Origin of the sequence: Pseudorhodoplanes sp. (genome assembly GCF_050250235.1) — a bacterium.
GTDB lineage: Bacteria > Pseudomonadota > Alphaproteobacteria > Rhizobiales > Xanthobacteraceae > Pseudorhodoplanes.
Genome location: NZ_JBFWPA010000063.1, coordinates 1 through 14,773, shown reverse-complemented (window position 1 = coordinate 14,773; position 14,773 = coordinate 1). Strand labels below are relative to the sequence as shown.

The 14,773-nt window shown below is 61.1% G+C and carries 15 protein-coding genes and 1 pseudogene; 5 read left to right on the top strand and 11 right to left on the bottom strand.

The window, feature by feature from the left end; genetic code table 11:
• Positions 1 to 25 precede the first annotated feature (25 nt).
• The 9 genes from AB7F49_RS23545 to AB7F49_RS23505 form a co-directional block, all read right to left on the bottom strand.
• A complete protein-coding gene (locus AB7F49_RS23545) occupies positions 26 to 1,477 on the bottom strand; it encodes an amidohydrolase family protein (RefSeq protein ID WP_428526869.1) in 1,452 nt (483 codons plus the stop codon).
• 4 nt (positions 1,478 to 1,481) lie between these two features.
• Positions 1,482 to 2,093: a carboxymuconolactone decarboxylase family protein gene (locus AB7F49_RS23540; protein ID WP_428526867.1), complete on the bottom strand. Its 612-nt coding sequence runs from the start codon at positions 2,091 to 2,093 to the stop codon at positions 1,482 to 1,484.
• A gap of 17 nt (positions 2,094 to 2,110) precedes the next feature.
• Entirely contained in the window at positions 2,111 to 2,506 is a 396-nt protein-coding gene (locus AB7F49_RS23535) for a DoxX family membrane protein (protein ID WP_428526865.1), read from the bottom strand.
• A gap of 45 nt (positions 2,507 to 2,551) precedes the next feature.
• Positions 2,552 to 3,856, bottom strand: a complete 1,305-nt coding sequence (locus tag AB7F49_RS23530) for a TRAP transporter large permease (RefSeq protein ID WP_428526863.1) — start codon at positions 3,854 to 3,856, stop codon at positions 2,552 to 2,554.
• Positions 3,849 to 4,376, bottom strand: a complete 528-nt coding sequence (locus AB7F49_RS23525; protein ID WP_428526861.1) for a TRAP transporter small permease — start codon at positions 4,374 to 4,376, stop codon at positions 3,849 to 3,851. The genes AB7F49_RS23530 and AB7F49_RS23525 overlap by 8 nt, the downstream gene beginning before the upstream one ends.
• 86 nt (positions 4,377 to 4,462) lie before the next feature.
• Positions 4,463 to 5,479 carry a TRAP transporter substrate-binding protein gene (locus AB7F49_RS23520; RefSeq protein ID WP_428526859.1) on the bottom strand — a complete coding sequence of 339 codons (1,017 nt, stop codon included), beginning with the start codon at positions 5,477 to 5,479 and terminating at the stop codon, positions 4,463 to 4,465.
• A 69-nt stretch (positions 5,480 to 5,548) separates the two neighbouring features.
• Positions 5,549 to 5,674 (bottom strand): hypothetical protein, encoded by a 126-nt coding sequence (locus AB7F49_RS23515; protein ID WP_428526857.1) that lies wholly within the window; start codon positions 5,672 to 5,674, stop codon positions 5,549 to 5,551.
• Positions 5,675 to 5,846: 172 nt separating this feature from the next.
• Complete coding sequence (locus tag AB7F49_RS23510) at positions 5,847 to 7,397, bottom strand: 4-hydroxyphenylacetate 3-hydroxylase N-terminal domain-containing protein (RefSeq protein WP_428526855.1); 1,551 nt, start codon at positions 7,395 to 7,397, stop codon at positions 5,847 to 5,849.
• A gap of 42 nt (positions 7,398 to 7,439) precedes the next feature.
• Complete coding sequence (locus tag AB7F49_RS23505; RefSeq protein WP_428526853.1) at positions 7,440 to 8,009, bottom strand: flavin reductase family protein; 570 nt, start codon at positions 8,007 to 8,009, stop codon at positions 7,440 to 7,442.
• A 138-nt stretch (positions 8,010 to 8,147) separates the two neighbouring features.
• On the opposite strand from AB7F49_RS23505, the gene AB7F49_RS23500 reads away from it, so the two are divergent.
• A complete protein-coding gene (locus AB7F49_RS23500) occupies positions 8,148 to 9,056 on the top strand; it encodes a LysR family transcriptional regulator (protein WP_428526851.1) in 909 nt (302 codons plus the stop codon).
• Positions 9,057 to 9,141: 85 nt separating this feature from the next.
• Here AB7F49_RS23500 and AB7F49_RS23495 read toward each other — a convergent pair whose 3' ends face one another.
• Both AB7F49_RS23495 and AB7F49_RS23490 read right to left on the bottom strand, forming a co-directional pair.
• Positions 9,142 to 10,092: a tripartite tricarboxylate transporter substrate-binding protein gene (locus tag AB7F49_RS23495; protein ID WP_428526849.1), complete on the bottom strand. Its 951-nt coding sequence runs from the start codon at positions 10,090 to 10,092 to the stop codon at positions 9,142 to 9,144.
• Between the two features lie 161 nt (positions 10,093 to 10,253).
• Complete coding sequence (locus AB7F49_RS23490; protein WP_428526847.1) at positions 10,254 to 11,285, bottom strand: LacI family DNA-binding transcriptional regulator; 1,032 nt, start codon at positions 11,283 to 11,285, stop codon at positions 10,254 to 10,256.
• 194 nt (positions 11,286 to 11,479) lie between these two features.
• On the opposite strand from AB7F49_RS23490, the gene AB7F49_RS23485 reads away from it, so the two are divergent.
• From AB7F49_RS23485 to AB7F49_RS23470, 4 genes and pseudogenes are all read left to right on the top strand, one after another.
• Positions 11,480 to 12,133, top strand: a complete 654-nt coding sequence (locus tag AB7F49_RS23485) for a carboxymuconolactone decarboxylase family protein (RefSeq protein ID WP_428526845.1) — start codon at positions 11,480 to 11,482, stop codon at positions 12,131 to 12,133.
• 141 nt (positions 12,134 to 12,274) lie between these two features.
• Entirely contained in the window at positions 12,275 to 13,570 is a 1,296-nt protein-coding gene (locus AB7F49_RS23480) for a M24 family metallopeptidase (RefSeq protein ID WP_428526907.1), read from the top strand.
• 50 nt (positions 13,571 to 13,620) lie between these two features.
• Positions 13,621 to 14,583 (top strand): NAD(P)-dependent oxidoreductase, encoded by a 963-nt coding sequence (locus tag AB7F49_RS23475; protein WP_428526843.1) that lies wholly within the window; start codon positions 13,621 to 13,623, stop codon positions 14,581 to 14,583.
• A pseudogene (locus tag AB7F49_RS23470) lies at positions 14,583 to 14,773 on the top strand (hypothetical protein); the annotation flags it as partial. The gene AB7F49_RS23475 and the pseudogene AB7F49_RS23470, both read left to right, overlap by 1 nt.

Sequence of the window (14,773 nt, the reverse complement as noted above, 5' to 3'; positions counted from 1 at the left end):
GGGTCGGCTCCGTTTCGCGCTTGCTTCAGATTGGCCAATTGGCCCGACGGCGTAGAGCAGCGCTCGCCGCGGCCGCTTCTGCCGCAACCTCATGTCCATCGAAAGCAGTAAGCTTGCCGCCGCGCTTTAGAACGCGGCCGTCGACCATCACGGTGTCGACATTTGCGGGCTGCGCTGCGGTCACGAGCATATGGGCAGGGTCTCCAAATACGCCGAGATTGACGTCACTTGTTGATACCATGATCAGATCGGCGCGCTTTCCGACCGTCACTGATCCGACGGTGTCGGATATGCCCATCGCGCGGGCGCCTTCGATCGTTGCGAGTGAGAGGACACGTCGCGCGCCCAGCCTGAACTCGTCTTCGCTCTTCGCGTTCTCGACACTCTGGAGCAGCTTCATGATGCCGAACATGTCGGCATTGCCGGTTAGCTCGACGGTGTCTACCGACAGGCCAAGCGGAACGCCTGCCGCAAGAAACTCCATTGCTCTCGGCAACCCGAACCCGATTCTCATTTCCGAGTAGGGCGATAGACTCACCGAGGCGCCTGACGCAGCAATCGCTTCGATAGCACGGTCGCTCGCAAAGGCAGCATGAATGAGCTGCATGTCCTTGCCGAGAAGTCTGTCCTTGTGGATTGCGTCGATCTGCCCTGCGGCAGCGCGCGATCCCGAGACATGCACTGAGATCGGCAGGCCAAGCGCGCGGCCAGCCTCAAGTTCTTCCTTCCAGACGCTTTCCGGAACGGCCGTCGCAGGATTGTTTCCGCCTTGGCCGCGCCAGGCCATACCCAGCGTAAGAAGGCCGTCATCGGAATAGAGCGTCCAGTTCGCGCTGAGGCGTTCCAGATTGCGAAGGTTTATTGCTTTGTCGTTTGGCTGGCCCTGCCGCGGTCCGTAGGAAAAGCGTGCCCGCAATCCCGAGTCCTTGAGTGCTTGAATGTCGGCCTCGGCATGCTCATCCGACCGGATATTGTGGCACCAGCTATGGACGTGCGTGATGCCGGAATGGATCGCCTCCGCCGCCGCCAGGCGCGTTCCGAGATACATGTCGTTTGGCGTGTACTTCTGGCCAAGGACGGCGGTACTGCGAAAATAGCCGTATCGCGGTTCATTTCCGGACATCGCCCGAAGCAGCGTATTCCACATATGCCAATGCGTCTCCACGAGACCCGGAAGGATGATGCATCCGCGTCCGTCGATCTCGTCCGCCCCTGGCGCATTGAGCTGCCGGCCGACGGCGACGATCTCGCCGTCGCGCACATGGACGTCGGCATCGCTGACGTCGCCGGCTGTGTCCATGGTCATCACGTAGGCGGTGCGGAAAACGATGTCGCCTCGCTCGGGCAGCGTCGTGCGCGGCATGCGGGCGGTCGTTTGGGTCCAGCCGTCGCTCACGTCAAAACCGTTCGCGCCAAGGGCGGCCAGTGTCGCATCACCGGTCAGAGCGTTCCGGCGGTTGAATTGGAATGGTCGCATGCGCCTAGCGCCGGTGCTTTCCCGGGTTCCAGCCGAGAGGCGCGAGGTATTTTTCGCCGACCTCAAAGCATTCCGTCTCAAGCGGCGTCGCAAAGGTCTGGTTCCATCGGGACAAGAAGCCTGCCATCGCAATCACGCTGACGATCTCGACAATCTGCTCTTCGCTCCAGTATGTGCGCAGCGCCACAAACGTGTCGTCGCTGACGGCATTCGGTTGCGAACTTGCTGCCATCGCGAAATCGAGCGCTGCGCGCTCGGCGGGACTGTAAAGCGGGCTGGTGTCGAAATTCACGATCGCAGCCAGCTTCTCGCCGGAAATTCCGAAATGCAGCGCGCCGCTCGCGGTATGGGCCATGCTGTAGGCATCACCCACGACGCGGCTCGCCATGTGTACGACAAGCCGCTTGAGACCCCGATCGACGAGGCTCTCGGGATCCCAGATGACACGCTGTAGATGCGCAAACGCTTTCACCAGTTTGGGCTTGCGCTGCATGGTCAGAACGCTGTTCGGAACAAAGCCTAGCGTTCTGACCATGGTGTCGAACTCGTCCGCCAATTCCGGCTCGTGCCGGAGTGGTAGCGGGCCAAGGCGCGTGTCGACGGCACTCGTCGTCATGGAACCAGCTCCGTCGATCAGCTTACGTTCTGGAGCAACAGCAGCAGGCCGCCGGTTACGGCGATGTTCGCCAGGAAACCGTTCTGCATCCCGGTGCGCTTCATCGGGTCGTCCATTTCCCAGAAGCGCAGCAGCAGGAGCGAAGCGACGACAGTAAAGACGATCAACAAAATCACGCCGATGGCGGCATGCCAGTTGACCAGAATCATGGCGCACCCGACCAGTTCCATGATCGTACCGATCCAGAACGCGGCGTGCGGCATCGGACACTTGAAAAATCCGAGGCGCTTGACGTGATCTTCGATGTGATGCTTTTGCAGGTTGCGCAGGCCCACGATCACGAAGAACGCGACGATCAGCAGGCGTCCGATGCTGTCAAGCATCGAGGCGTCGTTGGGGTAAAGTCCTTGCATGGTCTCCTCCGTGTCGGTGGGGTCGGATTGGCCGGACCCCTAGCATCAGTTGAACATGGATCTTGGCAGGAACAGTGCGAGGTCCGGGAACACCATCAGCATTGCGATACAGACGGCCATCGCAATCCAGAATGGCCAGATGCCGCGGAAGATCGTGTTCATCTGTACGTCGGGCGCGATGCCCTTGACGATGAAGACATTGAGCCCGATCGGCGGACTGATCAGGCCCATTTCGATCACGATAATGGCGATGACCCCGAACCAGATCAGGTCGACCTGAAGATGCGCCAGCAGCGGCAGCACGATCGGCAACGTCAGCACCATCATGGAGAATCCTTCCATGAAGCAGCCGAGCACGATGTAGATGCAGATAATGAGGATCAGAAGGCCGGTCGGGCCGAGGTCGAGGCTTATGAGGTAGCCGACGACCAAGCTCGGAACCTGTGACAGCGCCATAAAGGGGATGAAGACGTAGGCGCCGATGAGAATCAGGAAGATCGTGGCGCAGGTCCTGACGGTCTGCAGGACCACCGCTTTGACAACCGGCCATGACAGCTGGCGACGCAGTGCGGCGACCACGATGGTCAGAAAGGCGCCGATGCCGGAAGCCTCGACCGGCGTGAAGATTCCGAAATACATGCCGCCGATGACAAGCCCGACCACGGCGACAATGGCGACCGATTTTCTCGTTGCGTCGAGCTTTTCGGCGAACGTGGTTTTGGGTCCGGCTGGGCCGATGTTCGGATTGACATAAGTCATGATCGTGATGGCGATCACGAACAGCGTCGAAAGCAGGATGCCGGGTATGACGCCCGCCAGAAACAGCTGACCGATCGACTGATCGGTCAGCACCGCGTAGATCACGAAGCCCGCGCTTGGCGGAATGAGGAAACCGAGCGTGCCGCCGGCGGCGACGGTGCCGGTGGCAAGGCGGTCGTCATATTTGAAGCGGCGCATTTCCGGCAGCGCGACGCGGCCCATCGTGACGGCCGAGGCTGCAGAGGAGCCGCTCATGGCGGCGAAGCACGCCGAGGCCACGATGGTCGCCGAAGCGAGGCCGCCGCGGATGTGCCCGATCCACGTATAAGCCGCGGCATAGAGATCCCGACCCATGCCGGACGCGCCGGCCAGATTGCCCATCAGGACAAACATCGGCAGCACGACGAGCTGCGAATAGTTTGCGATCGCGAAGGTTTCGCTGGTCAGCGAAGACATGGCAGGCTTCCAGCCATGAATCGCCAGCGTGCCCAATGTGCCGGAGATGAGCATCGACATGCCAACCGGAACGCGCAGCACGAACATCACGAAGAGACCGGCAAGGCCGATCAGGCCGATTGCCACGTTACTCATCGGGGGACACCATGGTGGCCTGGCTGCGGTCGACGAGCGGCTCAACTCGACCGGTCGCGATCAGGACTGCTGACTCGGCAAACAGAACGATCGCGTAAAGCCCGATGCCGACGGCAAGGATGTAGTAGATCAGTTGGAAGGGAATGCCGAGGAGCTGCGTCGACTCCTCGAGCAAACCGGCGGTGTTTCCGGCACGATAGAGATACCCCGCCCATAACGCGCCCGCCGATGCGGTCACGAGGCGAACCAGGATAGCTATGACGCGCTCGACGGCCGGGCCGGTGAGATGGGCGAAAACGTCGGCCGAGACATGCGCACCGGTCCGCTGGCCATAGGGGATCGAGACCGCGACGACGGAAGCAAGCAGAGCGCCATAGAGGTCAAGCGACCCGTAGACCGGCCAGTTGAAGAAATATCGGCCGGACACGTCGATGACCGTCAGCGTCAGCAGCGCGAGCAGGACGAAGCCGCCAAACCACAGGGCGAAGGCGCGGACGATCCGGTTGATCCAGTCGAGCATCTTGATTCCCAAAACCGGGTGTTGCGAACGGCCGCGGCGACGGCATTGCTACCGCCACCGCCGCCAACCGGGCCGCTTGTACTCGCCTATTTGTTCATCGTGTCATAGATCTGCCGGGCATCCTTGACGCCCGCGCTTTCGAGGCCGCCGATGGTCGCGTCGATGACCGGCTTTGCCGCATCGCGCAGTTTCTGGCGGACCTCCGGAGCGAGGTCGACGCGCTGCAACCTGTTTTTTTCCTGCGCGCCCTTCATGGCGGCGGCCGCCCATCCGTCGAAAATCTTGGCGGCACGAATTGCGAGCGCCTTGCCGGTGTGCTTGTCGAAAATGGCCTTCTGCGAGGGCGTCAGTGCGGCATAGCTCGCCTTGTTCATGATCGCGCCGCAGGGGTTGAACAGGCCGGATACGCCGACGCTCGAATACTTGGCGACTTCACCGAGGCGGAACGGGGGACCGAGCGAGGTCGCCGGCAGCGCCACCATGTCGACAACGCCCGTGGATAGCGCGTTGTACATTTCTTCGAGCGCCATAGGGACTGGCGTGCCACCCCAGGCCGAGATGGTCGGCGCGAAGGCTGCGCCGGGGGTGAAGACCTTCTTGCCTTTCAAGTCGTCGATCGTCCTCACTGGCGACTCTTTTGAAGTCAGCACGGCCTGTGTCACGGCGTACATGTAAACGTTCTTGACCAGCCGGTAGTCCGGTGCGAGCAGGCTCTCGGCGGAGTACATGCGTTCGGTCGCGTCAACCGCTGAGGTCGAGGCACCCGGCAGCACGATCAGCATGGTGCGACCGAAGACCTTGGCGTGGAAGGCGTGGCAGATGTCGAAGATATCGGCGACGCCTTCCACCGCGCGCTGATATTGCTGGAACGGGCCGGCGCCGAGCGTGCCGCCGGCAAAGACCTTGATCGTCAGATCGCCCTTGCTTTCCTCGGCGATCTCCTTGGCAAGCTCCTCGTAGAGCTTGGTGATCGCATGGGTTGGCGGCAGGAATGTCGCAAGCTTGAGCTCTTTCGCGCTGGCCGCGGACGTCCATGCGAGATCGGCCGAAACCAGCAGCGCCGCCGCCGCCGCAATGGACCGTAGAGAACCTGAACGTGTCATTCTTTCCTCCCTTTGATGCGTTTGGCGCGCCTTGGTGACGTGCTCGTTGTTGTCCGAAATTGCGATGTGTTACACGGGCATCGCCTCCGCGATGGTCTGCGGCGTTGCCGTCTTCATACCGTTGGCGGGCAGATCAGCGGTTTCAGGCTTCGCGGCGGCGCAGATTTCGCGCGACTGCCGGATCGCAATCGCCATCTGGATTACCTGAATATGGGACGGCGGACCTCCCGCTCCGGCCGGAGCGGAAGGTTGAACCGCGATCGGGATCGCGAATGTCGATGCCCTGCTTGCCATCAAGTGTCATCACCTGGCTTGGCTTCGTCCCGCCAACGCAGCAACCACTGTTGCCTCGTCGCCGAGTCAAACCTTATTCGGCAGCCTGAACCGGAACGCGCTTGCTCTCGCGGCGGCCCGCGTCCTGCGCCCTGGCATAGTCAGCGGTCGTGTTGTATTCGGACGGTCCGTCGCGACGAATTTCGATTCCGCAAATCTTGCGTGCGAATTCCGCGAATGGGCCGGTGCCCGTGAACTCCGCCCGCTTCATCGTCAGCGACAGGAGAGTCGCAAGCGGCGTGCCGTTGAAGTTCTCGAACATCGAAATGCGGCCGCCCCAATCGGTCAGGTAGAGATCGCGTATGACGCGCGCGATCTTGATTCGATCATAGGGCTCGCCGAATGCGCCCTTGTTGAGCTTTTCGAGCCAGGGGCGCATCTGCGGATTGTGCCATTGCTGCTCGGTCGGGAACATGATGGCGCTGCGGCCGCACAGGTCGAGCAGTTCGTCGATCATCGAGCCCATGTGCGAGAGGAAGTAGACGCGGCCCCAGTTGAAAAGCTGGATGTCCGGCTTGTAGAGGCCGCCGGGCGTATGAAAGCCCTGGTCCTCCGACGCCAGAACATGCGCGAAGGTGGACTGCTGGAAGCCGATCAGCTTGGCGAGGCGCGTCTGCACGGCGTCGATCTTGAAGGTGCCCAGATGCTCGCACATCAGGATGGCGAGGCCGGCGAGCAGCTCGGCGCGCACCGCCTGGCGCACCAGCGCGTAATAATGGCCCCAGTCGAACACGCGCTGCGGATAGAGTTTGGCGTGATCCGGGTTGCCGATATGGAAGACGTATTTCCACGGAATCAGCACATTGTCGAACAGGATGGTCGAGTCCAGTTCGTCGCCTTGCGATGCCAGCGGATGCTCGACCGGATCGTCCGACACGACGCTGCCGCGGCAAACGATCGTGATGCCCTTCAGGTTCGCCGGGCAGACGCCGTAGATGATCTGGTCGCCCTTGGCGCCGGGCCGGAAGAACACGCCGAGATGCAGATAATCCGCGAAGGCCGACGCGGTGCCGATTGCCTTCACGCCGTTGACCACGATGCCTTCATCGGTCGTCTTGACGATGCGCAGCGCGGGCGAGGTGGCGTGCGCATCGGGATCGGAGCGGTCTGCCTGCGGATCGACGAAGTGCGGGGCGACGACAAGGTCGTTTTCAACCGCGAAATGCCAGAAATTGCGGATGTTGTCGGCAAGCCCATGACCGTCGGCGCCGATCGAAGCTTTTTCCCACGGCTCGGGATCGTCGATATAGGTCACCAGCATGTAGTTTTGCGCATCCGGCGTGCGCGGCATCGACGCCGCCACGAAATGGCGCATGATGAATTCGAGATATTTGCGCTTGCGGACGAGGTCGTCCTTGCTGCGATGCAGGAACCACATCATCGAGCGGCGGACACCTTTTTCGTCGACGAAAGTCAGTTCGTCCTGGAGGTCCGGCCGGCGATGCAGGTCGAAGAATTCTGCCGTGCGCTGGGCATAGTCCCTGGTCAGCGGGTGGGTTGCGACATTGTCGACCTTGGTATCGCCGACCCAGACGTCTCGGCCGTCATTGAGGGATTTCAGATAGTGTTCGCCGGTTCGAAGCATCTTGCTCTCCGCTTGCGTGTATGTGTTGCCTCGGATTTCGGCCTATAGCGAACACGTCGTTGCGTAGTTGCGTTGCCGATAGACCAGAGGTTGGCGATTCTGGGATTTGGCCGTTGCCATGACCGTCACGATGAACACGCTATGCGTGCCGACGTCACGAACGTCGACGATGCTGCAATCAAGGACGACCAGGGCGTCCTTGCAGCAGGGGGCGCCTGTGGTCAGCACTTCCCAATTGGCCATCGCGAAACGTTCGGCCACCGATAGCTTGCCGACGCCGGCAAAAGCCTGAGACAGCTCCCGCTGCTCGGTGTGCAGGCAATTCACGCTCAGGACGCGATTTGCCTTGAGGATGCTGTTCGCCGAGCTGCCCCCATGGATGCAGACCGCAAGCGTCGCCGGGCTGTCGCTCACCGAGCAGACGGCAGAGCAGGTGAGGCCCGCCAAACCGGCGACACCGTCGGTCGCGATCACCGAGACGGCTGTCGTGAATTTGGACATCGCGTCCCGAAACTCAAAATCGGAAACCGTGACCTCCGGCGCGAGAATGCGGGCGCGCTCGCACGCCGGTCCGGGCACTGGCGGACGCGCTGCCGGCGCGATGTTATCCATAGCGACGTTTCCCTGCCCTGGAGCCCTGGTGTTCTTGGCTCTTTGATCGTTGCGGCTAGCCTAGGGCCTGAAAGCGGCTTATACTATAAGCTAATGGCTATAAATTCCATTCCAAAAAGTTATTCGGAAAGCGTCGACGTGCACCACTTGCGGGTGTTCGAGATGCTATTGCATGAGCGTAGCCTGACGCGTGCCGCCAAGGCGCTCGACGTCACACAGCCCGCATTGAGCAAGACGCTGAGCCGCCTGCGGGTCTATTTCAACGATCCGCTTTTCGTTCGGGTCTCCAATCGGATGGAGCCGACGCCCAAGGCGCTTGAACTCGCGAGGCCGATCGTGGACGTCCTTGGGAGCATGCGTGCGTTGCGTGTCGATCACGCCGCATTCGATCCGAAGACTTCGGCGCGGACTTTTCAGTTCTGTGTCGTCGATGCGGGTGTGATCAAGTTGCTGCCTCCGCTTGTCGAGCGCGTGACGCGGGAGGCGCCGCATGTGCGGCTGCGACTCGTGCAACTGGAGGGGGAACATCTCGAGTCGTGGCTCGAAACGGGCACGATCGACTTTGCGATGGGATCGTTCCCGTCGCTACCCAAGAGCATTCGACGTCAGTTCCTGTGGCTCGAAGAATATGTCAGCGTCGTCAACCGTGGTCATCCGCGGCTCTCGGGCAGTCCGTCGCTCCGGGAATTCGCCGCCGAAAATCATGTGCTGGTCTCGACGATGGGTACCGGCCATTCCCACAAGCTCGCCGAGCAGGCGGTTGAATCCGCAATTCCGCCGGAGCGAATCGTCTGCCGGGTTCCGATTTTCCTAGCCGCCGCGATCGTGGCCAAGCATACCAACGCAGTTGCGACCTTGCCAAAGTCAATCGCGACGGTACTGGCTGACGACCTGAACCTTGAGATCATTCGTCCGCCGATTCGGTTGCCAAAGATCGATATCTTCCAATATTGGCACAACCGATTTCACCGAGATACGGCGAACAGATGGATACGATCGGTGTTCGAGAGTCTGTTTCGCGAACGTGGACATCGCCCGCGGACATGAAGCCTCGCTACGCGAATCCGCGCACTGACGAAAGCGGCGCGCGGCGAGGCACAAGGGCTGCCACAGGGTCATCGTAGCGACGCGGCTACTTTTTCAACATGGCGCTGAAGCGGTCGGTATCCTTGCGCAGGATATCGGTGAACTGGGTAGGCGTCGATGTCGCGACGGTGGTGCCTTGCTTGGCCAGCCGATCGCGCACATCCGGCTCCGCCATCGCGGTCGCAACATCCTTGCTGATCCTGTCCAGCACGTCTTGCGGCGTACTGGCAGGCGCAAGCAGGCCGAACCACGCATCGTATTCATATTCCGGGACACCGGCCTCCCTGAAGGTCGGCACATCCGGGAGACTTGGCACGCGCGCCGTACCGGTGACCGCCAATGCCTTCACCTTGGCGGTATTGATCAGCCCGTCGCTCAAAGCCGCGGGGGAGAAGAAGAAGTCGGTATCACCGCGCATAATGCTGGTCTGCGCGTCCGGAGTGCCTTTGTAGGGTATGTGCACGATATCGAGATTCTTGGTCTTCTTGAACAATTCGCCCGCGATATAGGCCGCGCTGGCGAGACCGGCGGAAGCGAAACTCATGGCGCCGGGCCTGGATTGCGCTCGCGCCACTATCTTTTGCACCGAGTCGTGGTCCGCCGTCGGCGGCGCGATCATGATCATCGGCATCGAGACGAGCTTTGTGACGCCGACGAAGTCCCGGGCCGGGTCAAACGGAATGCTGGGATTGATGCTTTTGATGATGGTGTGTCCGTTCGACGTCAGCAGAAGGGTATGACCGTCGGCTGCCGATTTGGCGGCGAGTACCGTGCCGGCAATGCCAGGATGGTTTTCGACGACGACCGGCTGCTTCCATGTTGCGCCGAGCTTGTCGCTGAGCGTCCGTGCCAGCATGTCGGTGAGGCTGCCGGCCGAGAATGGGACGATGATCTTGACGACCTGCGTCGGGTAGGTCGCCGCATTCTGTGCGGCAATCGGATAGCCTGAGAGCGTCAGAAGAACCGCCGCGAACGCGATCCGTAGAAGTTTGGTCATGGGCCTCCCCCTCGGGTTCATTCGCCGGAACCTGAAATCGAGGATCCGGTCTGCAATCGTTTGCAAAAAACTATACGACCAAACCCGGAAATGCCAATCGAAAACTGCGGCAGGGCAGGGAGCCTGCCGGAGCGATTCGACGTCTGGGGCGCGTATGGGGGTTATTTCCGTGGCGCGCTGGTGGACCGGCGCTTGATGAATTCAGGCCGCAGCAGAATATCTGCAACCGCGTTATGGCCCGACATCCTGGCAAGCAGAATTCGCGCTGCTTCCAGTCCCATCTCGCGCTGATTGATCCGCACGGTGGTGAGTGCGGGCCGAACCAGGTCGACGAATGGGGCGTCGTTGTAGCCGGTGACGGAAATGTCGTTGGGGCAGGAGATGCCCTTTTCCGCAAAGACGTCGTAGCAGCCGAGCGCGATCAGATCGTTCGCCGCGACGATGGCCGTCACCGCGCGGTTCTTCGCCAGCAATTCGTGACAGGCGGCGCGACCGGCCTCGCGCGTGAAGGCCGATGCATGAACCACCGAATGCTTCATCTTCGGAATCGACAATTCGCTGCAGGCGAGACGGAAGCCGCGCAGGCGCTCGGCGCCGGTCGAGAGATAGTCGGGACCCGCGATATGCGCGATCCGCTTGTGTCCGAGCTCCGCGACGTGTCTTACCGCGAGGCCAATTCCTCGAATATCGTCGTTGATGACAGCGGGCGCGCGTCCGGATTCATCGGTGCGGTTCATGAGTACGATTGGCGCACGGTTCTTGAGCCACTCGTCAAGAATTGGATCGTGCAGGGTCGCGGATGCGATGATCAGACCGTCGACCTGCCGTTCGATCATGCCCGCGAGAATGCGGCGGTGACGGTCCGGATCGTTGGCCGAGTTGGCCACGATCGTCATGTATCCTTCCTTCAGGAGTGCATGCTCGATGCCCTCGAGGATCGGCGGAAACAAAAGGCTCGCTATGTCGGGGACGACGACGCCGACGACGCGGGAGCGCTTGGTGCGCAGGCTCGAGGCCAGGGAATTGGTGCGGTAACCGAGCTGCCGCGCCGTATCGAGGATTCGCGTCGCGATCTGCGGCTTCACCAAGTCGCGGGTCGCGGGATTGAGCGCGCGCGAGACCGTGGAAAAGTGGACGCCGGCTGCGGTCGCCACGTCCTTCATCGTCACTTGATTATTGGAGGGGGACTTCATGCAGGCTTCTTCTAGGGCAATTCCGTGAGATTGGCCAAGGAGTTAGCAAACGATTGCAAATTTAGCGTAGCCGTGGGCGTCAAGTAAGTTGACAGGGGCCCTGTAACAAGCCAGTTTGTGTCTGCAAACGTTTGCAAATTATCCCGCGCATCGCGCAGGCTGAGAATCCGCCGCTCACGATAGGAGAAACGCCCATGGCTCCCCGTATCAGTTATGTCGACCCGGCCACGATCAAAGACGAAGCGATGTTGAAGGAACTGGATCGCTGCCGCCGCGAGGGTACTCCTCGCCCCGAGAGCCAGGCGATCCGCGCCCATGTGCCGGCAACCTTCTGGTCCTTTGCGAATACCTGGCGCGACGTGTTCCATACCGGCGTTGCCGAACACAACATCAAGGAGCTGTGCCGCATCTATGTGTCGCGATCGGTTCTCTGCGAATTCTGCGGCAACCAGCGCTCCATGAAGTCGGCGAAGGCCGGCCTGATCGAGGAAGATTACAAGGACCTGATCAATTTCGAGTCCTCGACCCGCTACGACGACAGGCAGAAAGCGGCGCTCGCCTACGCTGAATGCATTACCTGGGACCTGCCGGCCGACGACAGGCTGTGGGCGCGGTTGCATGCGCATTTCTCCGAGCCGGAAATTGTCGAAATCGGCTATTTCGTCGCCATCACCATGGGTCAGCAGCGCTGGCTTCGCACGCTCAACATCGAACATCACCAGGTTCTTGCGGGTACCGATGCCTCGATGGCGCCCGGCTTCAAGACGATGGATGAGCTCACCAAGTCAAAGGCAGCTCCCGATTATTGGGCGAAGTCGAAATCGGAGCCGGCCAAGTCGGTCGCCTAGTGCGGTTCCCCGAGTGGGTCTGCCACCCGGGTCTCAGCGGCTGACGGCTTCCTCCCGTCGGTCTGACTGCTAAACTTCCCGGCGCCTCAGCGTGCTGACGTCGCCGGGACTTTTCCTTTCGAGAGGTCCTCGATGGACGATATGACTCGCGCCATCCGCAAGGTCAGCGCCGAAGACATCAATCCGCGTTACAATTGGGGCCGTGCCCTGCCTTCGCTCGGCATCATGGGGGTGGATTTCGAGGAGCGGGTCGATTACCGGCGCCTGCACAATTACCGGCTGAGCCGGGCCCGCATGGCGCTGGAGAAGTCCGATCTCGGCGCGCTGCTGGTCTTCGACGTCAACAATATCCGCTATCTCACCTCGACCAAGATCGGCGAATGGGAGCGCGACAAGCTTTCACGCTGGGCGCTGCTGACGCGCGGCTCGCCCGATCCGATCATCTGGGATTTCGGCTCGGCCGCCGTGCACCACAAACTCTATTCGCCATGGCTCAAGCCGGAGAATTGCAAGGCTGGCCTTGTCGGCCTGCGCGGCACCGTGCATCCGGATTCCGGCCTGATGAAGCGCCATGCCGAGGAGATCGCCGCGATCCTGCGCGAGCATGGCGTCGCCGACATGCCGCTCGGCGTCGACATCATCGAGCCGCCGATGATGTTCGAACTGGAGAAGACCGGCCTGAAAGTCCAGGACGGCCAGCAGGTGATGCTGGAGGCGCGGGAGATCAAGTCGATCGACGAGATCGCGCTGCTCAATCGCGCCGCCGCGATGGTCGACGGCGCCTATGACCTGATCAACGAGAAGCTGCGGCCGGGCGTGCGCGAGAACGACATCGTCGCCGAGGTCAACAAGTTCCTCTACACCCACGGCTCCGACGACGTGGAAGCGGTGAACGCGATTTCCGGAGAGCGCTGCAATCCGCATCCGCACAACTTCACGGACCGCCTGATCCGGCCGGGCGACCAGGCCTTCTTCGACATCCTGCAGGCCTTCATGGGCTATCGCACCTGCTATTACCGGACCTTCAACGTGGTGCGGGCGACCGACTCACAGCGTGACGCCTACAGGAAGGCGCGTGAGTGGCTCGACAATGCGATGGATCGCATCAGGCCGGGCGCCTCGACCGCGCATATCGCCGAAGCCTTCCCCGTGGCGGGCGAGTTCGGCTTCCCCGACGAGATGAGCGCCTTCGGCCTGCAATTCGCGCACGGCCTCGGGCTTGCGCTGCACGAGCGGCCGATCATCTCGCGCGTGGTGTCGATGGACCATCCGACCGAGATCAAGGAAGGCATGGTGTTCGCGATCGAGACCTATTGCCCGGCGACCGACGGCTATTCCGGCGCGCGCATCGAGGAAGAGGTCGTGGTCACCGACAAGGGCTGCCGCGTGATCTCGCTGTTCCCGGCCGAGGACCTGCCGATCTCGGCGAAGTATTGAGATCTTGATCTTCGCAGGGCGCGAGGATCGCACTTTCTAGGAGCATGACGATGTCCGCGAACACGCAAAAACTCGGCTGGATCGGTGTCGGCCGCATGGGCTACCAGATGGCCGAACGCCTTCTGACCGCTGGCCATGATGTCTCGATCTGGAACCGCACGAAGTCGAAGGCGGAGCCTCTTGCGAAGCTCGGCGGCAAGGTCGTTGATAATCCGGTTGACCTTGGGGGCGTCGATATTCTCTTCACCATTGTTTCGACCGGCTCCGATCTGGAGGAAATCTATTTCGGTGAGAACGGCATCGTCACCAAAGCCAACGGCAAGCTGCCTGGAACCTTTGTCGACTGCTCGACCATTTCGGTCGACGATTCGGTCCGCATTCGCGAGCGCTTGAATAGGAAGGGCATTGATTTCATCGCGTCACCCGTTTCAGGCAACGGCCAAGTTATCAAAGCGGGAAAACTGTCCGCGGTTGTGTCCGGACCGGAGGCGCGAGCGAAGGCTGTGATGCCGTTGATCGAGGTCTTCGCGCCGAAATGCGTCTCCTATGTCGGCGACGGGGAATTGGCCCGGATCTGCAAGATTGCTCATAACGTGATGCTCGGTGTCGTCATCGAAAATCTCATCGAGATCACCCTGCTCGCAAACAAGATGGGGGTTCCGCGTCACGCGTTCCTGGCCTTCATAAACAACAGCGTAATGGGCTCGATGTTCACTGCGTACAAGACCCCGGCACTCGTTAACCTGGACTGGAAGACCACGTTCACGCCGGAATTATTGCGAAAAGACCTCGATCTGGGACTGGAACTCGGCCGCGAATGGGACATTCCGATGCCGATCACCGCGGCAACGCGCGAGGTGCTGCAGTCGCATATGGGCCGAGCCGCCACCAAACAGAACGCCGATATGATTCTTGCTGGTGACTTTGCACAGATGGCCGAGACCATGGCGGAATTTTCCGGCATGACTCTCAAGAGTGAAAAAAAGAATGTACCCTCCGGGCTGGAAAGCTGATGGTTAGGGAGCGCGAAGTTACTCGGTCGGCTCAGACCAGGCCCCGGCCATCCGCCAGGCCGGTGAACGACGACATCGGCGAGGATACGCGGCTGGAATTGTACCGTCTGCAGGTGCTGCTGCGGGACGCGGAGCAGCGCGCCTTCGACCTGTTTCTGCAGAATCTGGTGAAGGGCACGAGCCATCTTTC